Below are 18,648 nucleotides of genomic sequence, written 5' to 3' on the forward strand. Positions count from 1 at the left end.
CCCATATCTCGCGCTGACCCGGCCCGAATCTCTCGTCGACCCGGCCCGGACCTGCACCGGCAGCGCTCTGGACCACCTCGCGAGCGGACCGGGCCGGGGCTAGGTTGACGCGGACCGGACGCACGCCAGCCCTCCCCTGCCAAGGAGTCCGTCATGTCGGTCAACCAGCCGCCGCCACCGCCGCCGCCGCCCGGAGAGGGGTACGGCGCTCCGCCGCCGGGACCGCCCGGAGGGCAGCCGGGAGGACCACCGGCGTGGTCGGTCGGCGAGGCCCTCGCCTACGGGTGGGCGAAGTTCCAGGCCAACGTCGCGCAGATCCTGCTCTCCGCGCTGGTCCTGGTCGTGGCCCTCGGGGTGGTCGGGGGCATCGGGGTCGGGCTGAGCGCCGCACTGACCAGCGACGCGGAGTGCGGGGTCGACGCCTCCGGCGAGTTCGTCTGCACCGACGGCACCGGCTTCGTGGCCTCGCTGGTGGTCAGCGCCCTGGTCAGCGCGCTGATGCTGCTGGTCGCGCTCGTGATCGGCGCCGGCCTCGTGCGCGCCAGCCTGGCGGTCACCGAGGGGCGCCCGTTCCTCTTCAGCGACGTGGTCCGCACCGACAAGCTCGGCCCGGTCGTCCTCGCCGCGCTCATCGTCTCGGCGCTGACCTTCATCGGCACCCTGCTGTGCTACCTGCCCGGGCTGGTGGTCGGCTTCGCGACGTCGTACACGATGTACTTCGTCATCGACCGCGACATGGGCGCGGTCGAGGCGATCGGGTCCAGCGTGCGGCTGGTCATCGACAACCTCGCCAACGCGCTCGTCTGGTACGTCGTCGGCGCCCTGGTCGCGGGCGCCGGCTTCCTCCTCTGCGGCGTCGGCGCGCTGGTCAGCGTGCCGGTCGTCCTGCTCGGCACGGCCTTCACCTACAAGCGCTTCACCCGCCAGGAGGTCGCGGCCTGAGCCGACCCGGCGCAGATCTCGCGCCGACCCGGCCCGGACTTCGCGTCGAGCCGGCGCAGATCTACACCAGGACCAGCCGGAGCCGCACCCGGTCGCCGACGTCGACGCCCTCGGCCCGGCGTACCTGGCTCTTGAGGGGCAGCACGAAACCGCGCACCTTGTCGGGGAAGACCGAGGTGCGCCACGTGGTCGCGCCCAGCACGACCTCGACCCGCACCGAGCCGAAGCCGGACCTCGGCCCGGCCAGCAGGCGTACGTCGTCGTCCACCTCGCCGGGCAGGGTCACGAACGCCCACGAGCCACCCTCGGCCAGCCACACCTCGGCCTCGAACTCCCACGCCTCGCCCACCCGCCCATCATGCCGCGGGAACGGGCCGGGTCAGCGCGAGATTTGAGACGGATCGACGCGAGATCTGGGCCGGGTCAGCGCGAGATTTGCGACGGGTCGGGGGTGGGGCTGGTCAGCGCAGGGCGGCGGCCTCGGCGGCGAGCTTCTCGATGCGGCCCCAGTCGCCGGACTCGACGGCGTCGCGGGGGGTGATCCAGGTGCCGCCGACGCAGCCGACGTTGGGCAGGGCCAGGTAGTCGGGGGCGGAGGCGACGGTGATGCCGCCGGTGGGGCAGAAGCGGGCGGCGGGCACCGGGGCCGAGATCGCGCGCAGCAGCGCCACTCCCCCGGACGCCTCGGCGGGGAAGAGCTTCATCTCGCTGACGCCGGCCTCGAGCGCGGCGAGCACCTCGGAGACCGTGGCGGTGCCGGGCAGGAACGGCAGGCCGGTGCCGAGCATCGCCGCGAGCAGCCCGGGCGTGGCACCGGGCGAGACCAGGAACGACGCCCCCGCCTCGGCGGCCTGCTCGGCCTGGGCCGGCGTGGTGACGGTGCCGACGCCCAGGGCGATCTCGGGCACCTCGGCCGCGACGGCGCGCACCGCGTCGAGGGCCACGGGGTGCGCAGGGTCAGCTCGATGACCGGCAGCCCGCCTGCGACCAGCGCGCGGGCCAGCGGGACCGCCTCGGCGACGGTCTCGACGGCGACGACCGGGATGACGGGCGCGAGGTCGAGCAGGGACTCAGACGTGCTGGGCAACGGGGGCCTCCTGGGCCGCGGGGAAGGGGAAGACGCTGGCGCCGGCGTCGGCCGGGCCCACGGTGCCACGGAACATGGCGAACAGCTCGCGACCGGTGCCGGCCAGGTCGGAGGCCGCCTCCGGGCGCTGGGCCGCGGGGCGGGCCAGCACCGTGTCGGGGTCGGCGACCGTGAGGGTGCCGGCCACGGCGTCGACGGTGACGACGTCGCCGTCGACGATGCGGGCCAGCGGCCCGCCGAGCGCCGCCTCGGGCGTGACGTGGATGGCGGCGGGCACCTTGCCGGAGGCCCCCGACATGCGGCCGTCGGTGACGATCGCGACCTTCTGGCCGCGGTCCTGCAGGACGCCGAGCGCCGGGGTGAGCTTGTGCAGCTCGGGCATCCCGTTGGCGGCCGGGCCCTGGTGGCGTACGACGGCGACGAGGTCGCGCCCGTCGAGCTCGTGGCGCTCGAAGGCGGCCAACAGGTCGGCCTGGTCCTCGAAGACCACGGCCGGGGCGGTGACGACCCGGTGCTCACCGGCCACGGCGCTGGTCTTGATGACCGCGCGGCCCAGCGGGCCGTCGAGCACCCGGAGCCCGCCGTCGGGGGCGAAGGGGTCGGTGGCGGGGCGCAGCACGTCGTGGTCGAGCGACTCGGTGGGGCCCTCGACCCAGGTCACCGTGCCGTCCTCGAGCAGCCGCGGCTCCTCGGTGTAGCGGCGCAGCCCCGGCCCGGCGACGGTCTGGACGTCCTCGTGCAGCAGCCCCGCGTCGAGCAGGGTGCGCACCAGGAACGGCATCCCGCCGGCGGCCTGGAAGTGGTTCACGTCGGCGGAGCCGTTGGGGTAGATCCGGCACAGCGACGGCACCACGGCCGACAGCTCCGACAGGTCGTCCCAGGTCAGGTCCACCCCGGCGGCGCGCGCGATGGCGACCAGGTGCAGCGTGTGGTTGGTCGAGCCGCCGCTGGCCAGCAGCGCGACGCAGGCGTTGACCAGCGAGCGCTCGTCGACGACGTCGCCGATCGCGGCCGGCTCGGCCGCGCGCGGGCGATCGCGGTCACCCGGGCCGCCGCCGCATCGGTCAGCGCCGAGCGCAGCGGGGTGCCGGGGTTGGGGAAGGAGGCGCCGGGCAGGTGCAGGCCCAGGACCTCCATCAGCAGCTGGTTGGAGTTGGCGGTGCCGTAGAAGGTGCAGGTGCCCGCCGAGTGGTACGACGCCGCCTCGGCCTCGAGGAGCTCCTCGCGGGTGGCCAGGCCCTCGGCGTAGCGCTGGCGCACCGCGGCCTTCTCCTTGTTGCCCAGCCCCGAGGCCATCGGCCCGGCCGGCACGAACACGGTCGGCAGGTGCCCGAAGGACAGCGCGCCGATCAGCAGGCCCGGCACGATCTTGTCGCAGACGCCGAGCATCATCGCGGCGTCGAACATGTCGTGGGAGAGCCCGATCGCCGTCGACATCGCGATCACGTCGCGGCTGTGCAGCGAGAGCTGCATGCCGGCGCGGCCCTGGGTGATGCCGTCGCACATGGCGGGCACGCCGCCGGCGACCTGGGCGATGCCGCCGGCGCGGATCACGGCCTTCTTGAGCTGGCGCGGGTAGGTCTCGAACGGCTGGTGCGCCGAGAGCATGTCGTTGTAGCTGGTGACGATCGCCAGGTTCGGCTTGACCGTGCCGCGCAGCGCCTCCTTGTCGGCCGGCTCGGCGGCGGCGAAGCCGTGCGCGAGGTTGGCGCAGGCCAGCCGGGTGCGGGCCGGGCCGGCCTGGGCGGCGCGGTTGCGCTCGACGTACGCCGCGCGGGTGGCGGCGCTGCGGGCCACGACGCGCTCGGTGACGGCCGCGACGACGGGGTGGATCTCGATGGGGGTGCTCACTGGTCGGTCTCCTGCCAGGCTCGGCCGTCACGCTCCAGGAGCGCCGCGGCGGCGTACGGGCCGGGGGTCCCGGCGGGGTAGCGGCGCGGCCGCTCGGACGAGTCGGCCCAGCGGGCCAGGACGGGCTCGACCCACGACCACGCGGCCTCGACCTCGTCGCGGCGCATGAAGAGGGTCGGGTTGCCGCGGATGACGTCCATCAGCAGCCGCTCGTAGGCCTCGGGCGAGCGCTGGTCGAAGGCGTCGGCGTAGGAGAGGTCGAGCGAGACCGGGCGCAGGCGGATGCCGCCGGGGCCGGGCTCCTTGGCCGTCAGGTGCAGGCGCATGCCCTCGTCGGGCTGCACGCAGATGTGCAGGCGGTTGGGGGTGGTCGCGCCCTCCGAGCCCGGGAACATCGCGTGCGGCGGCTCCTTGAAGACCACGACGATCTCGGAGACGCGGCGGTCCATCCGCTTGCCGGTGCGCAGGTAGAACGGCACCCCGGCCCAGCGCCAGTTGCGTACCTCGGCCTTGAGCGCCACGAAGGTCTCGGTCCACGAGTCGGGCGCGTCCTGCGGGTCGGGGCCGGCCAGGTCGTCGGCGTACGACGGCACCGGGCCCTCGGCGGTCAGCCCGGCGGCGTACTGGCCGCGCACGGTGTCGCGGTCGACGTCCTCGGGGGCCATCGGCTTGAGCGCCTGGAGCACCTTGAGCTTCTCGTCGCGCACGTTCTCGCGGCCGACGTACGTCGGGGGCTCCATGGCTACCAGGCACAGCAGCTGCAGCAGGTGGTTCTGCACCATGTCGCGCAGCGCGCCGGCGTGGTCGTAGTAGCCGCCGCGGCCGCCGACGCCGACGGTCTCGGCGACGGTGATCTGCACGTGGTCGACCCAGCGCGAGCTCCACAGCGGCTCGAGGAAGGTGTTGGCGAAGCGGGTGACCAGCAGGTTCTGGACGCTCTCCTTGCCCAGGTAGTGGTCGATGCGGAAGATCTGGCGCTCCTCGAAGACCCGCCCGACCGCGTCGTTGACCTCGCGCGCGGAGGCCAGGTCGTGACCGATCGGCTTCTCCATCACCACCCGGGCGCGCTCGTCGACGACGTCGATCTCGGCGAGGCGCTCGCAGGTGGGCCCGAAGAGCCGCGGGGCGACGGCGAGGTAGAACACCCGGACCGTCTCGTCGGCGTGCTCACGGTCCTTGAGCAGGTCGTGCAGCAGGTGCCAGCCCTCGCTGGAGCCGGCGTCGAGGCACAGGTGGTGGCAGCGCTCGAGCAGCCGCTCGACCGCCGCGGGGTCGAGGTGCTCGGGCGCCAGGTACGTCTCGAGGCCGGCGCGCACCTCGGCGCGGTAGCCGTCGTCGTCGATCTCGGAGCGCGAGACGCCGATGATGCGGGTGTCGGGGGGCAGGTGGCCCTCGAGGTCGCGGTGGTAGAGCGCGGGCAGGATCTTGCGCATCGCCAGGTCACCGGTGCCGCCGAAGACGGTGAAGTCGCACGCCTGGGGGAGCGTCGCCGCGACGTCGGAAGAGGTCATGGGTCAACAGTGACAAAGACTTTGGATCGTTACAAGCCCTCTTCCGATTGTTTCGGGCAAAAGTCGGTGCTGTAATCGCCAGATGACTGAGCGCAGCCCCGGCTCCACCGCCGGCGACCTCCTCACCCTGGTGCGCACCGGCCAGGCCGGCACCCGCGCGGACCTGGTGCGCCTGAGCGGGCTCTCGCGCGGCGCGGTCACCGCGCGCCTGGGCGCCCTGCTCGCCGCCGGACTGCTGGTCGAGGGCGGCGAGCGCACCTCGACCGGCGGCCGGCCCGCGGGCGCGCTGGCGCTCGACCCCGACGCCGCGGTCGTCCTCGCCGTCGCGGTCGGCCGCTCCCGCAGCCAGGTCGGCGTCTTCGACCTCGCCGGGCGCGAGATCAGCAGCGACACCCGCGACCACGAGCCCGGCATCGCCGCCTCCGAGCTGATGCCCGACGTGGTGGCCCGCCTGGGCCGGTTGCTCGAGGGGACCGCTCCCCCCGTCGTCGGGGTGGGGATGAGCCTGCCCGGCAGCGTCGACCCGGCCCGCGGCACCAGCGTCGACGCGCCCGTGCTGAAGGGCTGGGACGGCGTCGACCTGGCGTCGTACGTCGCCACGCTGACCGACGCGCCGCTGCACCTCGACAACGACACCGCCGCCCTGACCCGCTCGGAGCTCTTCGGCCGGGTGCCGGCCGCGGCGACCATGCTGGTGGTCAAGGCCTCCACCGGGCTGGGGATGGGCCTGGTCGCGGACGGGCGCATCGTGGGCGAGCGCCGCGGCACCACCGGCGAGCTGGGCCACACGCGGGTCGACGTGGCCGGCGACCTGCTGTGCCGCTGCGGCGCGACCGGCTGCCTCGAGACCGTCGCCGGCGGGTGGGCGCTGGTGGGGAAGCTGCAGGAGGCCGGCATCGAGGCCCGCCACGTGCGCGACCTGGTCGCCCTGGCCCTCGACGGCGACCCGCTCGCGCGCAACCTGCTGCGCGAGGCCGGGCGCCAGCTCGGCGAGGTGCTCACCGTCGCGGTCAACCTGCTGCACCCCGAGGCCGTCGTCGTCGGCGGCGACATGGGCGCGGCCTTCGACCTCTACACCGCAGGCGTGCGCGAGAGCCTCTACTCCCGCGCCCACCCCGGCGCGGTGCGCGACCTGCGCTTCCTGCCCGCCGCCCACGGCGAGGCCGCGGGCCTGCTCGGCTGCGCCGCCCTGGCCATCGACGCGGCCCTGTCGCCCGCCGCCGTCGACGCCCACCTGCGCACCCGCCGCTGACGCACGAGCGGTCACTTCCGCACCATCCAGCAGTCAGTTCCGCACCTCCGATCGGTGCGAAAGTGACCGGTCGGTGGTGCGAAAGTGACCGCTCGGCCGTCAGAGGCGGCGCCCGGCCCAGCTGAAGGGGTAGTCGGGGTCCTCGACCGGCAGGGCGGCCTCGCCGAGCTCGAGGGGGGCGAAGGTGTCGACCATGACCGCGGACTCCTCGAAGGCCTCCGCGCCCAGCGAGGCCTCGATGGCGGCGGGCTGGGGGCCGTGGGCGTGGCCGCCGGGGTGCAGCGAGACCGAGCCCAGCCCGATGCCCGAGCCCTTGCGGGCCTCGTAGTCGCCGGCGACGTAGAACATCACCTCGTCGGAGTCGACGTTGGAGTGGTAGTAGGGCACCGGGATCGCCAGCGGGTGGTAGTCGACCTTGCGGGGCAGGAAGTTGCAGACCACGAAGTTGTGGCCCTCGAAGACCTGGTGCACCGGCGGCGGCTGGTGGACCTTGCCGGTGATCGGCATGTAGTCGTCGATGTTGAAGGTGTAGGGGTAGAGGCAGCCGTCCCAGCCGACCACGTCGAAGGGATGGGTGTCGTAGACCATCCGGGTGCCCACCACGCCCGCCGACGTGCGGTGCTTGACCAGCACCTCGACGTCGCGCCCCTCGGCCAGCAGCGGCTCGGCGGGGCCGTGCAGGTCGCGCTCGCAGTACGGCGCGTGCTCGAGCAGCTGCCCGTAGCGCGAGAGGTAGCGCTTGGGTGGGGCGACGTGGCTGTTGGCCTCGATGGCGTAGAGCCGGCTCGGCTCGGCGGGCAGCCACCGGTGGGTGGTCGCCCGCGGCACCACCACGTAGTCGCCGGCGCGGTAGGCCACCGCCCCGAAGACGGTCTCGACGACCCCGCTGCCGGCCTCGACGAAGACGCACTCGTCGCCGATGGCGTTGCGGTAGAGCGGGGAGGCGTCCGTGCCGGTGACGACGTAGGCGATGCGCACGTCGTTGTTGCCGAGCACCAGGCGGCGCCCGGTGACCGCGTCGGGACCGGTCTCGAGCGCGTGCAGGCGCAGGTGGCGCGGTGCGAGCGGGTGGTTGGGGGTGCGGGTCTGGTCGGGCAGCTCCCAGACCTCGGTCGCCACGAGCGCCGAGGGCACGCCGCGGTGGTAGAGCAGGGAGGAGTCGGAGGAGAAGCCCTCCTCCCCCATCAGCTCCTCGCGGTAGAGCGCCCCCTCGGGGTCGCGCAGCTGGGTGTGGCGCTTGCCCGGCACCTCGCCGAGCCGTCGGTAGTAGGCCACCGGGCCGTCTCCTCACTGTTCGAAAGTCGGACAGATGTGTCCGCTATCCGCGTCGTGGTAAGAGTAGCGGCGTGCCTGCCACCACGGAACCTCTCTGGCGCGGCCTCGTCGACGACGCCGCGGTCTTCCCGCCCGGCGACGCCCCGCTCGACGCCGCCCTGGCCGCCTACCGCGAGCGCGAGGAGCCGCTGGTCGGCGCCTTCGTGCTGCGCGACACCGACCTGCCCCAGGTCGAGCCCGGGCCACCGCTCGCGGTCGTGCTGACCGGCGGCGCCGGCCAGGTCGGGGGCCCCACCGCCCTGGCCACCCGCCACGGGCACACCCTGGCCCGGCTCGAGGTCGCGCTGCGCGACCTCGACGACCTGGCCGGCAACGCCCGGCGCGTCGTCGCCGCGGTCGACGCGGCCCGCGCCGCGGGCGACCTCGACGACGAGGTCGCGGTGCACGTCGAGCTGCCCGCCCTGCCCGGCCCGCCGACGTACGGCTGGCTGGCCGCGGCCGACGAGGTCGCCTCGGCCGAGCTGCTGCTCAAGTTCCGCACCGGCGGGCTGGACCCCGACGCGCACCCGACCTCGACGACGCTGGCGGCCTGGATCGACGCCGCCCTCGACCGCGAGACCGCCTTCAAGTGCACCGCGGGGCTGCACCGCGCGGTGCGCCACACCGCCGACGACGGCGCCGAGCGGCACGGCTTCCTCAACGTGCTCCTCGCGACGCGGCGCGCCTTCGACGGCGCCGGTCGCGACGACGTGGTCGCCACCCTCGAGGAGCGCGACGGCGCCGCCCTGGCCGCCGCGGTGGCCACCGAGGACCTCGCCGGCGCCCGCCGCTGGTTCCGCTCCTTCGGCTCCTGCTCGGTCTCCGAACCGCTCGCCGACCTCGACGCCCTGGGGGTGCTCGCATGACCGACCTCACGCACGAGGACAGGGGCGGCTTCGGCCCCGACCACCTGCCGTACGCCGTCTTCTCGCGCGACGGCGGCCCGCGCCGGGTGGGGGTCCGGCTCGGCGACACGGTGCTCGACCTGCACGAGGCGACCGGCCGCCCCGAGATGGCGGCGCCCTCGCTCAACGCCTTCATGGCGCTGGGTCCCGAGGTGTGGCGCCAGACCCGCGAGCAGGCGGCCTCGCTGGCCGCCACCACCGAGGGCATCCCGCTCGCCGACGTCGAGCTGCACCAGCCGTTCGAGGTCGCCGACTACGTCGACTTCTACGCCTCCGAGCACCACGCCACCAACCTGGGCCGGATGTTCCGGCCCGACAGCGAGCCGCTGCTGCCCAACTGGAAGCACCTGCCGGTGGCCTACCACGGCCGGGCCGGCACGGTCGTGCCCAGCGGCACGCCGGTGGTGCGGCCCCGCGGCCAGCGGCGCCCGGCGCCCGGCGCGGGCGAGGCCCCGGTCTTCGGCCCCTCCCAGCGCCTCGACATCGAGGCCGAGCTCGGCTTCGTCGTCGGCACCCCCTCCTCGCTGGGGGACCCGGTGCCGGCCGCCGGGCTGGCCGACCACGTCTTCGGCGTCGTCGGCGTCAACGACTGGTCGGCGCGCGACATCCAGGCCTGGGAGTACGTCCCGCTCGGGCCGTTCCTCGGCAAGTCGTTCGCGACCTCGGTGAGCCACTGGGTGACCCCGCTGGCCGCGCTCGAGGCCGCGTGGTGCGACCTGCCCGGCCAGGACCCGGAGCCGTTGGACTACCTCGACCCGGGCCACACCCGGGGCCTCGACGTCGACGTCGAGGTGGTGCTCAACGGCGAGGTGGTCAGCCGCCCGCGCTACCGCACGACGTACTGGTCACCCGGGCAGATGCTGGCGCACCTGACCGTCAACGGCGCCAGCCTGCGCACCGGCGACCTCTACGCCAGCGGCACGATCAGCGGCCCGGGCGGCGACGAGGTCGGCTCGCTCATCGAGCTCTGGCGCGGTGAGCGGTTCCTCGACGACGGCGACGAGGTGGTGCTGCGCTACAGCGCTCCCGGCACCGGCGGCGGGCGGATCACCCTCGGCGAGGTCAGCGGGCGGGTGCTCCCGGCGCGCTAGACGAGCCAGAGGAGCCAGCCGCCGAAGGAGACGACGGACACGGCGAGGACCAGCGCCCCCTGCCGGGTCCGACCCGACACGATCAGCCCCGCCCCCGCGAGCAGCCCGAGCGCGGGCAGGGCGACGGCCAGCAGCACCAGGAGCAGCACCACCACGAGGGGGAGGCCGGCGACGTCGTGGCGGGGGGTGTGACCGGTGTACCGGTCGGTCAGGTGAGGGGTGAACACGCACCCATCCTGCCCGGGCCGGAGCCCGGTGACAGCCGAACTCCCGGGGACGTCTAGTAAAGCAAGGCTTGCCTAAGTACGGTGCCGCCATGAGCGAGCTGCCCCGGCTGATGCCCTCGGACCCCCGGATGTCGCGCGCCACGGTGCTGCGCACCACCCGCACCTCCCCGTCCTTCCAGCGCGTCACCGTCGGCGGGCCCGCCCTCGACGGGTTCGACTGGCAGGGCCACGACCACTGGTTCCGGCTCTTCGTGCCGGCCACCCCGGGCGCCGCCCTGGTGCTGCCCGAGGTCGAGGGCCGCTCGTGGTGGCAGGCCTACCTGGCGATCGCGGAGGAGCAGCGCCCGCACTGCAGCAACTACACCGTCGCCGACCTGCGGCGCACCGGCACGGGCACCGAGATCGACCTCGACGTGGTGCTGCACGTCGACGGCGCGGGCGACCTCGCGGGCCGGGTGGCGCGCTGGGCGGTCGGCGCGACCCCCGGCAGCCCGGTGGCGCTGCTCGACCAGGGGCCGATGTTCGACCCGCCGGCCGGCACCCGGCGGGTGCACCTCGCGGCCGACGAGTCCGGGCTCCCGGGCGTCCGCGGCATCCTGCGCAGCCTGGCCCCCACCGCGGTGGGGACCGCCGTGCTCGAGGTGCCGACCGACGACGACGTCGACCACCGGCTGGTGCACCCCGCCGGCGTCGAGGTCACCTGGGTCAGCCGCGGCGGGCACCACGGGCGACCGGGCGCCGGTGCCCTCGAGCTGCTGGAGAGCCGCACCGGACCGGTCGACCCCCGCGACTACGCCTTCGTGGTCGGCGAGTCGTCGCTGGCCACCGGTGGGCGCCGGCACCTGCGCCGGCTCGGGCTGCCCGCCTCGCGGATCACCTTCTCCGGCTTCTACAAGGCCGCCGCCCACCCCCAGCCGGTCGCCTAGGCTCGACGGGGTGACCTCCCCCGTGCAGCTGGGCCAGCACCCGCCCGCCGGCCACGTCCTGGCCCACCTCAGCGACCCGCACCTGCTCGCCGGCGGCGCCCTGCAGTACGGCGTCGTGGATCCCGAGGCGGGTCTGCGGCTGGCCCTCGAGCGGCTGCGGCGGGTGCACCCCGCTCCGCAGGCGCTGGTGCTCACCGGCGACCTGGCCGACAAGGCCGAGCCGGCGGCGTACGCCCGGCTGCGCGAGCTGGTCGAGCCCGCTGCGGCCCAGATGGGTGCGCAGGTGGTGTGGGTGATGGGCAACCACGACGAGCGGGAGCCCTACGCGCGCGGGCTCTTCGGCGACGACGCCGACCCCCACGCCCCCCAGGACCGGGTGCACGACGTCGACGGGCTGCGGGTGATCGCCCTGGACACGACGGTGCCCGGCTACCACCACGGCGAGATCACCCCGGCCCAGCTGGTCTGGCTGGCCGAGGAGCTGGCCGTGCCGGCGCCGCACGGCACGGTGCTGGCGATGCACCACCCACCGATCCCGCTGCCGATGCTGCGGGCCGCGGAGACCATCGAGCTGGCCGACCAGCACCTGCTGGCCGAGGTGCTCGCGGGCTCCGACGTGCGCGCCATCCTGGGCGGTCACTACCACTACTCCAGCCACTCGACGCTGGCCGGCATCCCGGTCAGCGTCGCCTCCGCGTCGTGCTACACCACCGACCCGGCGCCGCTGGAGCGCTTCGTCTCCGGCGTCGACGGCCACCAGGGCCTCAACACCGTCCACGTGTACGCCGACCGCGTGGTGCACACGGTCGTCCCGCTGGCCGCGGCACCCGAGGTCAGCGGCTTCCCGGCCGACGTGGTGGCCCAGCTGGAGGCGTTGAGCGCCGAGGAGCGCCGCGAGCTGATCTCGCGCAAGGACTCCCCCTTCAACGCCGGCCTGCTGCCCTCCGAGTGACCTCTCAGTCGCGGCGGCGGCGCGCGGCCCGGCGGTGCAGGAGCAGCGCCCCGAGCGTCGCCGGCACGACCAGCGCGAGACCGGCGGCGGTGGAGGCGTCGACCCGGTCGGCGCCCACGCTGCGCTGGCGGCGCGGCTTGAGGTCGCGGGGCTTGAGGGGCTTGACGTCGCCGATGGTCGAGCCGTCGTACCGAAAGACGTCGAAGCCGCGGACCAGGTCGTTGGCGTAGCCGAAGAAGGAGCCGTTGCGCTTGATCTTGTTGGTCTTGAAGGACCAGGCGTCGGAGTCGGGCATCGCGAAGTGGCCGACCTCCTTCATGCCCACCCCGTCGCCGAAGGCGATCGCGGCCGGGCCGGCCAGCGGGTCGCTGGCGGCGTCGGCGAGCCCGGAGATGTCGAGCACCCGCACGCCCTTGGCGTACCAGGCGATGGTCAGCAGCTTCTGGCGCGGGTAGATGCGCAGCACGTGGGAGGTGCAGGTGGCGCCGTCCTGGACCGAGTAGGCCGGCGCGAACCAGGTGCCGATCTTGGCGGGCGCGGTCTCGAGGTCGCCGGTGATGTCGTAGAGGTGCAGGCCGCCGCCGGGGCACTCGACCGAGGCCGCGGCGCCGGCACGCTCGTCGGTGACGATGAGGATCGTGCGCTTGACGCCGTCGGAGTCCTTGAGGGTCACCGGGTCGGCCTGGTGGGAGACGTTGACGGCCGGGTCGACGATCTGGCCGATGATCGCGGGGTCCGCGGGGTCGGTGGTGTCGAGCACCAGCGTCTGCGAGAGCGCCGCGGAGTAGGCGCGGGTGCCGTCGGCGCTGAAGGTGATGTCGTGCGACTCCGAGCCCAGCGAGGTCGGCACGAAGGGGATCGCGAAGTCCTGCACCTTCACCGGTCGGGTCGGGCGGCGGATGTCGTAGATGGTGATGATCGGCTCGGGCCCGGCGGTGAGCAGGTCGGAGTTGGAGTTGTAGAGCCACTTGCCGCTGGGGTGGATCGTCATGTTGTGCGAGCCCGCAGGGACCGGCAGCCAGCTCACGGTCCCGGGGCGCTTGGGATCGGTGACGTCGACGATCACGGTGCCGGCGTCGCCGGCCTCGAGGCCGAGCTCGGTGCCGCAGCGCGACGCGGCGCCGGCCGCGCCCACGGTGCCGTCGGCGGTGTAGCTGGCCAGCACCCGGCCGCGGCGCTTCCAGACCTGGATGTCGCCCTGGGAGATGTCGCAGTCGTAGACCGCGACCGGCTTGGGCTTGCGGGGCCGGGTGATGTCGATGATCTGCAGGCCACCGCGCAGGGTGCCGGCCAGCGCGTACTCCCGCTTGCCCAGGCGCATGAACTCGATGTCGGAGCCGTTCTGCGCCTCGCCGCTGTCGTCGTACTGCAGGTTGGCGACGTACTCCATCGCCACGCCCTCGCCCTCGGTGGCGACCTCGGCGGCCCGGGTGTTGGTGGGCAGGTCACCTCCCTGGTGCGCCAGCGCCGAGGGGGCGGCGAGCACGGGGGCCAGGGCGGCCAGGGTCAGGGCGAGCAGGGCGGAGCCGGCGCGTCGGGTCATGCCCGGACAACGGGAGGGGACGGCTGCGGTTACGCGGCGGACAGCAGAAGAGCCCCCGAGCGGCGCCAGGCGCTGCTCGGGGGCTCCTCGGTGGTGCTGTGGCAGATGAAGGATTCGAACCTTCGAAGGCAAAAGCCGACGGATTTACAGTCCGCTCCCATTGGCCGCTCGGGCAATCTGCCAGGGTGCTGCCGTGCGGGCGTTTGGCCACGCGACAACGAGACGAAACAATAGCGCAGCCCCCGGGCGCGACCGCAAACTGCCGCGGCACCCCGCGCAGGCACCCCGCGCGCCCCGACCAGACCGCTACGACCGAGAACCAGGTGGACCCCATGGCCGACTCGTCCTTCGACATCGTCTCCAAGATCGACCGCCAGGAGGTCGACAACGCGCTCGGGCAGACCGCCCGCGAGATCGCGACCCGCTTCGACTTCAAGGGCACCGGGGCGAGCATCGAGTGGTCCGGCGAGCACGCCATCGAGATCAGCGCCTCGGCCGACGACCGCGCCAGCGCCGTCCTCGACGTCTTCAAGGGCAAGCTCGTCAAGCGCGACGTCTCGCTCAAGGTGCTCGACGCCTCCGAGCCGCGCCCCTCGGGCCAGCAGTCGAAGATCTCGATCGCGCTCAAGGAGGGCATCTCCTCCGAGGACGCCAAGAAGGTCTCCAAGCTGATCCGCGACGAGGGCCCCAAGGGCGTCAAGGCGCAGATCCAGGGCGACGAGCTGCGCGTCTCCTCCAAGAAGCGCGACGACCTGCAGCAGGTCATCGCGCTGGTCAAGGCGCAGGACTACGACTTCGCGGTGCAGTTCACCAACTACCGCTGAGAGCACGTCCGGGCGGTCGCCGCTGACACCGTTCACTCCTCGGCTGGGGCGCGGTCCTGCTACGCCCCCGCCGTACAGTGGAGGGCGTCCGGCGAGCCCGGAGTCACGAGAACTAGAACGAGTTCTCATTCCGACATACCCGCAGTATGCTCGGCCGGTCTGTCCGCGCAGCAACCACAGGAGTGGCACCTCGTGTCCGAGAACACCAAGCAGGTCAAGCAGCTCGACCGCGTCATCATCCGCTTCGCGGGCGACTCCGGCGACGGGATGCAGCTGACCGGCGACCGCTTCACCGCCGAGTCGGCCTCCTTCGGCAACGACCTGGTGACGCTGCCCAACTTCCCGGCCGAGATCCGCGCCCCCCAGGGCACGCTGCCGGGCGTCAGCTCCTTCCAGGTGCACTTCGCCGACCACGACATCCTCACGCCCGGTGACGCCCCCGACGTGCTGGTGGCGATGAACCCGGCCGCGCTCAAGGCGAACCTGGGCGACCTGCCCAAGGGCGCCACGATCATCGTCGACACCCACGACTTCTCGGCGCGCAACCTGACCAAGGCCGGCTACGACGCCGACCCGCTCGAGGCGCTGGACACCCCGGGCTCCGAGCTCGACGGCTTCAACGTGCACCCCGTCGACCTGACCGGCATGACCGTCGGCGCGGTCAAGGAGTTCGGCCTCTCGCGCAAGGACGCCGCCCGGGCCAAGAACATGTTCGCCCTCGGCCTGCTGTCGTGGATGTACGGGCGCCCCACCGAGGGCACCGAGACCTTCCTGGCCCGCAAGTTCGCCAAGAACGCCGCCGTGCGCGACGCCAACCTGACGGCCTTCCGGGCCGGCTGGAACTTCGGCGAGACCACCGAGACGTTCGTGGTGCGCTACGAGGTCAAGCCGGCCCCGATGTCGGCCGGCACCTACCGCAACATCACCGGCAACCTGGCGCTGTCCTACGGCCTGGTGGCCGCGGGCGTGCAGTCGGGGCTGCCGCTGTTCCTGGGCTCCTACCCGATCACCCCGGCCAGCGACATCCTCCACGAGCTCAGCAAGCACAAGGGCTTCGGCGTCACCACCTTCCAGGCCGAGGACGAGATCGCCGGCGTCGGCGCCGCCATCGGCGCCTCCTTCTCGGGCGCGCTGGGCGTGACCACCACCTCGGGGCCCGGTGTGGCCCTGAAGTCCGAGGCCATCGGCCTGGCCGTGATGACCGAGCTGCCGCTGCTGGTCGTCGACGTGCAGCGCGGCGGCCCCTCGACCGGCCTGCCCACCAAGACCGAGCAGGCCGACCTGCTCCAGGCGATGTTCGGGCGCAACGGCGAGGCGCCGGTGCCGATCGTGGCCCCGCAGTCGCCCGGCGACTGCTTCGACGCCGCGATCGAGGCGGCGCGCATCGCCATCACCTACCGCACCCCCGTGATGCTGCTCTCCGACGGCTACCTGGCCAACGGCTCGGAGCCGTGGCGGATCCCCGAGGTCGCCGACCTGCCGAGCATCGACCCCGCCTTCGCGACCGCGACCAACCACACCTCGACCAGCACGGCCAAGGACGGCACGGTCACCGAGACCGAGGAGTTCTGGCCCTACCTGCGCGACGAGGAGACCCTGGCGCGGCCCTGGGCCGTGCCCGGCACCCCCGGTCTCGAGCACCGCATCGGCGGGCTCGAGAAGGGCGAGGGCCACGGCAACATCTCCTACGACCCCGCCAACCACGAGCGGATGGTGCGCACCCGCCAGGCCAAGGTCGACCGGATCGCCGAGTCGCTGCCGCCGCTGCAGGTCGACGACCCCTCCGGCCGCGCGAAGGTGCTGGTGCTGGGCTGGGGCTCGACCTACGGCCCGATCGGCGCCGGCGTGCGTCGCGTGCGCCGCGCCGGCTACGACGTCGCGCAGGTGCACCTGCGCCACCTCAACCCGTTCCCGAAGGACCTCGGCGAGATCCTCGCCGGCTACGACAAGGTCCTCGTGCCCGAGATGAACCTCGGCCAGCTCTCGATGCTGCTGCGCGCGAAGTACCTCGTCGACGCCATCGGCCACCACCAGGTCAACGGCATGCCGCTCAAGGCCGCCGAGCTCGCCCAGGTCATCGGCGAGCTCGTCGCCCAGGCCGAGGGCATCCCCGCCGACCAGCTCGACCTCTCCGTCGCGACCAGCCAGGAGGTCCACCAGTGACGCTCACCCCGAACCGCACCGACCTGCCCACCCCGGGCCTGCGCTCGGGCACCGACTCGGTGCCCGCCTACGAGGGCGCGGCCCCGCAGACCGGCAAGGACTTCACCTCCGACCAGGAGGTGCGCTGGTGCCCCGGCTGCGGCGACTACGCCGTGCTCAAGGCCGTGCAGTCGTTCCTGCCCGACCTGGGCCTGCGCCGCGAGAACATCGTCTTCGTCTCGGGCATCGGCTGCTCCAGCCGGTTCCCCTACTACCTCGACACCTACGGCATGCACTCGATCCACGGCCGGGCGCCGTCGATCGCCACCGGCATCGCCACGGCCCGCGAGGACCTGTCGGTGTGGGTCGTCACCGGTGACGGCGACGCGCTCTCCATCGGCGGCAACCACCTGATCCACGCGCTGCGCCGCAACGTCAACATGACGATCCTGCTGTTCAACAACCGGATCTACGGCCTGACCAAGGGCCAGTACTCCCCCACCTCCGAGGCCGGCAAGGTCACCAAGTCGACCCCGATGGGCTCGGTCGACCACCCCTTCAACCCGGTGTCGCTGGCGCTCGGGGCCGAGGCGAGCTTCGTGGCCCGCACCATCGACTCCGACCGCAAGCACCTCACCGAGGTGCTGGCCGCGGCCGCCGCGCACCGCGGCACGTCGCTGGTCGAGATCTACCAGAACTGCCCGATCTTCAACGACGGCGCCTTCGACGCCATCAAGGACCGCGACACCAAGGCCGACGCGATCATCCCGCTGGTGCACGGCGAGCCGATCACCTTCGGCGTCCCGACCGAGGACGGGCGGGCCACCAAGGGCGTGGCCCACGACCCGGCCACCGGCGGCGTGCGCGTCGTCGAGGTCGGCGACGGCCCCGACCAGGTCGCCGAGGCCGACCTGCTGGTCCACGACGCCCACAACCCCGACCCCTCGGTGGCGTTCGCGATCAGCCGCCTGACCGACGCCGGCTACCTGAACACCAGCCCGATCGGGATCTTCCGCCAGGTCGAGCGGGCGACGTACGACGACCAGGCCCGCGCCCAGCTGGCCACCGCCGGCGCGACCAGCGACGCCGACCCGGCCGAGCGCCTCAGCGCCCTCATCACCGGCGCCGACACCTGGACGGTCGTCTAGTCCTTGGCCGAGTCCCGCCGCGGTGTCCTCCTGGGGGCAGCGGCCTACCTGATGTGGGGAGCCTTCCCGCTCTACTTCCCGCTGCTCGAGCCGGCCGGCTCGCTGGAGATGCTGGGGCACCGGGTGGTCTGGTCGGCGGTCACGATGGCCGTCGTGGTGGTCGCGCTGAGCCAGCTGGCGGCGCTGCGGGCGCTGCTGGCCGACCGCCGCCGCACCCTGCTGCTGGTCGCCGCGGCGGCCACGATCACCACCAACTGGGGCGTCTACATCTACGGCGTGACCCACGACCGGGTCGTGGAGACCGCGCTGGGCTACTACATCAACCCGCTCGTCACGGTGCTGATGGGCGTGCTGCTGCTCGGCGAGCGGATGCGGCGCCTGCAGGTGGTCGCCCTGGCCGTGGCCGCGGCCGCCGTGGTGGTCCTGACGATCGGCTACGGGCGACCGCCCTGGGTGGCGCTGGCCCTCGCACTGTCCTTCGGCACCTACGGGCTGCTGAAGAAGACCGCCAACGCCGGCGCGGTGCCCAGCCTCACGCTCGAGACCCTCTTCGTCACCCCCGTCGCCCTGGCCTACCTGGCCGTCCTGGGCTCCAGCGGGGCCGCCGAGTTCGGCAGCAACGGGGTGGGCCACGCGCTGCTGCTGACCACCACCGGCGTCGTCACCGCGGTGCCGCTGCTGTGCTTCGGCGCTGCCGCCACCCGCATCCCGCTGACCACCATCGGGCTGCTGCAGTACCTCACGCCGACGCTGCAGTTCCTGCTCGGCGTCCTCTACTTCCGCGAGGACATGCCGACCGCGCGGTGGGTCGGCTTCGTGCTGGTGTGGGTCGCCCTGGCGGTCTTCACCTTCGAGGCGCTGCGCCACCGGCGCCGCCAGCTGCGGCTGACCGTCGCCGCCAGCGTCGGCTGACGCGCTGTCGACGCGCTGCCG

General features: G+C 73.5%; 17 protein-coding genes, 1 tRNA gene and 1 pseudogene. 10 read left to right on the forward strand and 9 right to left on the reverse strand.

Annotation, left to right across the window (positions count from 1 at the left end; translation table 11 throughout):
* The first annotated feature begins 153 nt into the window (after window positions 1-153).
* On the forward strand, window positions 154-942 hold the full coding sequence (locus tag H0S66_RS04950; RefSeq protein ID WP_179614408.1) for a DUF2189 domain-containing protein: 789 nt from the start codon (window positions 154-156) through the stop codon (window positions 940-942).
* A gap of 61 nt (window positions 943-1,003) precedes the next feature.
* On the opposite strand, the gene H0S66_RS04955 is transcribed toward H0S66_RS04950, so the two are convergent.
* The 5 genes and pseudogenes from H0S66_RS04955 to zwf all read right to left on the reverse strand — a co-directional run bounded on the left by H0S66_RS04955 (window position 1,004) and on the right by zwf (window position 5,391).
* Window positions 1,004-1,291: a DUF1905 domain-containing protein gene (locus H0S66_RS04955; RefSeq protein ID WP_179614409.1), complete on the reverse strand. Its 288-nt coding sequence runs from the start codon at window positions 1,289-1,291 to the stop codon at window positions 1,004-1,006.
* A gap of 112 nt (window positions 1,292-1,403) precedes the next feature.
* Window positions 1,404-2,098: pseudogene (gene eda / locus H0S66_RS04960) on the reverse strand (bifunctional 4-hydroxy-2-oxoglutarate aldolase/2-dehydro-3-deoxy-phosphogluconate aldolase).
* Window positions 2,013-3,008, reverse strand: coding sequence for a dihydroxy-acid dehydratase domain-containing protein (locus tag H0S66_RS21110; RefSeq protein WP_258017204.1), 996 nt, complete (start codon window positions 3,006-3,008; stop codon window positions 2,013-2,015). Before H0S66_RS21110 ends, eda begins: the two are co-directional and overlap by 86 nt.
* Window positions 2,912-3,880 (reverse strand): dihydroxy-acid dehydratase domain-containing protein, encoded by a 969-nt coding sequence (locus tag H0S66_RS21115; RefSeq protein ID WP_258017100.1) that lies wholly within the window; start codon window positions 3,878-3,880, stop codon window positions 2,912-2,914. The genes H0S66_RS21110 and H0S66_RS21115 overlap by 97 nt, the downstream gene beginning before the upstream one ends.
* A complete protein-coding gene (gene zwf, locus H0S66_RS04970) occupies window positions 3,877-5,391 on the reverse strand; it encodes a glucose-6-phosphate dehydrogenase (RefSeq protein WP_179614411.1) in 1,515 nt (504 codons plus the stop codon). The genes H0S66_RS21115 and zwf overlap by 4 nt, the downstream gene beginning before the upstream one ends.
* A gap of 82 nt (window positions 5,392-5,473) precedes the next feature.
* On the opposite strand from zwf, the gene H0S66_RS04975 reads away from it, so the two are divergent.
* Window positions 5,474-6,643, forward strand: a complete 1,170-nt coding sequence (locus H0S66_RS04975; RefSeq protein ID WP_179614412.1) for an ROK family protein — start codon at window positions 5,474-5,476, stop codon at window positions 6,641-6,643.
* Window positions 6,644-6,742: 99 nt separating this feature from the next.
* Here the strand turns inward: H0S66_RS04975 and H0S66_RS04980 are convergent, their stop codons facing one another.
* Window positions 6,743-7,918: a homogentisate 1,2-dioxygenase gene (locus tag H0S66_RS04980; protein WP_179614413.1), complete on the reverse strand. Its 1,176-nt coding sequence runs from the start codon at window positions 7,916-7,918 to the stop codon at window positions 6,743-6,745.
* A 71-nt stretch (window positions 7,919-7,989) separates the two neighbouring features.
* On the opposite strand from H0S66_RS04980, the gene H0S66_RS04985 reads away from it, so the two are divergent.
* Together H0S66_RS04985 and H0S66_RS04990 are read left to right on the forward strand one after the other, a co-directional pair.
* Entirely contained in the window at window positions 7,990-8,823 is an 834-nt protein-coding gene (locus H0S66_RS04985; RefSeq protein ID WP_179614414.1) for a hypothetical protein, read from the forward strand.
* Window positions 8,820-9,953: a fumarylacetoacetate hydrolase family protein gene (locus tag H0S66_RS04990; RefSeq protein ID WP_179614415.1), complete on the forward strand. Its 1,134-nt coding sequence runs from the start codon at window positions 8,820-8,822 to the stop codon at window positions 9,951-9,953. The genes H0S66_RS04985 and H0S66_RS04990 overlap by 4 nt, the downstream gene beginning before the upstream one ends.
* Here the strand turns inward: H0S66_RS04990 and H0S66_RS04995 are convergent.
* Window positions 9,950-10,180, reverse strand: a complete 231-nt coding sequence (locus H0S66_RS04995) for a hypothetical protein (protein ID WP_179614416.1) — start codon at window positions 10,178-10,180, stop codon at window positions 9,950-9,952. The two genes, H0S66_RS04990 and H0S66_RS04995, sit on opposite strands and share 4 nt — an antisense overlap.
* Before the next feature lie 89 nt (window positions 10,181-10,269).
* On the opposite strand from H0S66_RS04995, the gene H0S66_RS05000 reads away from it, so the two are divergent.
* Both H0S66_RS05000 and H0S66_RS05005 read left to right on the forward strand, forming a co-directional pair.
* Window positions 10,270-11,106 (forward strand): siderophore-interacting protein, encoded by an 837-nt coding sequence (locus H0S66_RS05000; protein ID WP_179614417.1) that lies wholly within the window; start codon window positions 10,270-10,272, stop codon window positions 11,104-11,106.
* 10 nt (window positions 11,107-11,116) lie between these two features.
* Entirely contained in the window at window positions 11,117-12,058 is a 942-nt protein-coding gene (locus H0S66_RS05005; protein ID WP_258017101.1) for a metallophosphoesterase, read from the forward strand.
* A 4-nt stretch (window positions 12,059-12,062) separates the two neighbouring features.
* Here H0S66_RS05005 and H0S66_RS05010 read toward each other — a convergent pair whose 3' ends face one another.
* The gene (locus H0S66_RS05010; RefSeq protein WP_179614418.1) at window positions 12,063-13,601 is read right to left on the reverse strand and encodes an LVIVD repeat-containing protein; all 1,539 of its coding nucleotides are present in this window, start codon (window positions 13,599-13,601) and stop codon (window positions 12,063-12,065) included.
* A 99-nt stretch (window positions 13,602-13,700) separates the two neighbouring features.
* Window positions 13,701-13,783, reverse strand: a tRNA-Tyr gene (locus H0S66_RS05015).
* Window positions 13,784-13,933: 150 nt separating this feature from the next.
* Here H0S66_RS05015 and H0S66_RS05020 point away from each other — a divergent pair.
* The 4 genes from H0S66_RS05020 to rarD all read left to right on the forward strand — a co-directional run bounded on the left by H0S66_RS05020 (window position 13,934) and on the right by rarD (window position 18,627).
* Complete coding sequence (locus H0S66_RS05020; RefSeq protein WP_179614419.1) at window positions 13,934-14,425, forward strand: YajQ family cyclic di-GMP-binding protein; 492 nt, start codon at window positions 13,934-13,936, stop codon at window positions 14,423-14,425.
* A gap of 192 nt (window positions 14,426-14,617) precedes the next feature.
* Window positions 14,618-16,588 carry a 2-oxoacid:acceptor oxidoreductase subunit alpha gene (locus tag H0S66_RS05025; protein WP_219633619.1) on the forward strand — a complete coding sequence of 657 codons (1,971 nt, stop codon included), beginning with the start codon at window positions 14,618-14,620 and terminating at the stop codon, window positions 16,586-16,588.
* Window positions 16,585-17,715 carry a 2-oxoacid:ferredoxin oxidoreductase subunit beta gene (locus H0S66_RS05030; protein ID WP_370463664.1) on the forward strand — a complete coding sequence of 377 codons (1,131 nt, stop codon included), beginning with the start codon at window positions 16,585-16,587 and terminating at the stop codon, window positions 17,713-17,715. Before H0S66_RS05025 ends, H0S66_RS05030 begins: the two co-directional genes overlap by 4 nt.
* 3 nt (window positions 17,716-17,718) lie before the next feature.
* Window positions 17,719-18,627 (forward strand): EamA family transporter RarD, encoded by a 909-nt coding sequence (gene rarD / locus H0S66_RS05035; RefSeq protein WP_179614420.1) that lies wholly within the window; start codon window positions 17,719-17,721, stop codon window positions 18,625-18,627.
* The last annotated feature ends 21 nt before the right edge of the window (window positions 18,628-18,648 follow it).

Source organism: Nocardioides marinisabuli, from assembly GCF_013466785.1.
GTDB classification, from domain to species: domain Bacteria; phylum Actinomycetota; class Actinomycetes; order Propionibacteriales; family Nocardioidaceae; genus Nocardioides; species Nocardioides marinisabuli.

Coding starts and splice junctions, on each gene's coding strand:
- H0S66_RS04950 (WP_179614408.1), top strand. CDS start 154: ATGTCGGTCAACCAGCCGCCGCCACCGCCGCCGCCGCCCGGAGAGGGG.
- zwf (WP_179614411.1), bottom strand. CDS start 5,391: ATGACCTCTTCCGACGTCGCGGCGACGCTCCCCCAGGCGTGCGACTTC.
- H0S66_RS04975 (WP_179614412.1), top strand. CDS start 5,474: ATGACTGAGCGCAGCCCCGGCTCCACCGCCGGCGACCTCCTCACCCTG.
- H0S66_RS04990 (WP_179614415.1), top strand. CDS start 8,820: ATGACCGACCTCACGCACGAGGACAGGGGCGGCTTCGGCCCCGACCAC.
- H0S66_RS05000 (WP_179614417.1), top strand. CDS start 10,270: ATGAGCGAGCTGCCCCGGCTGATGCCCTCGGACCCCCGGATGTCGCGC.
- H0S66_RS05010 (WP_179614418.1), bottom strand. CDS start 13,601: ATGACCCGACGCGCCGGCTCCGCCCTGCTCGCCCTGACCCTGGCCGCC.
- H0S66_RS05020 (WP_179614419.1), top strand. CDS start 13,934: ATGGCCGACTCGTCCTTCGACATCGTCTCCAAGATCGACCGCCAGGAG.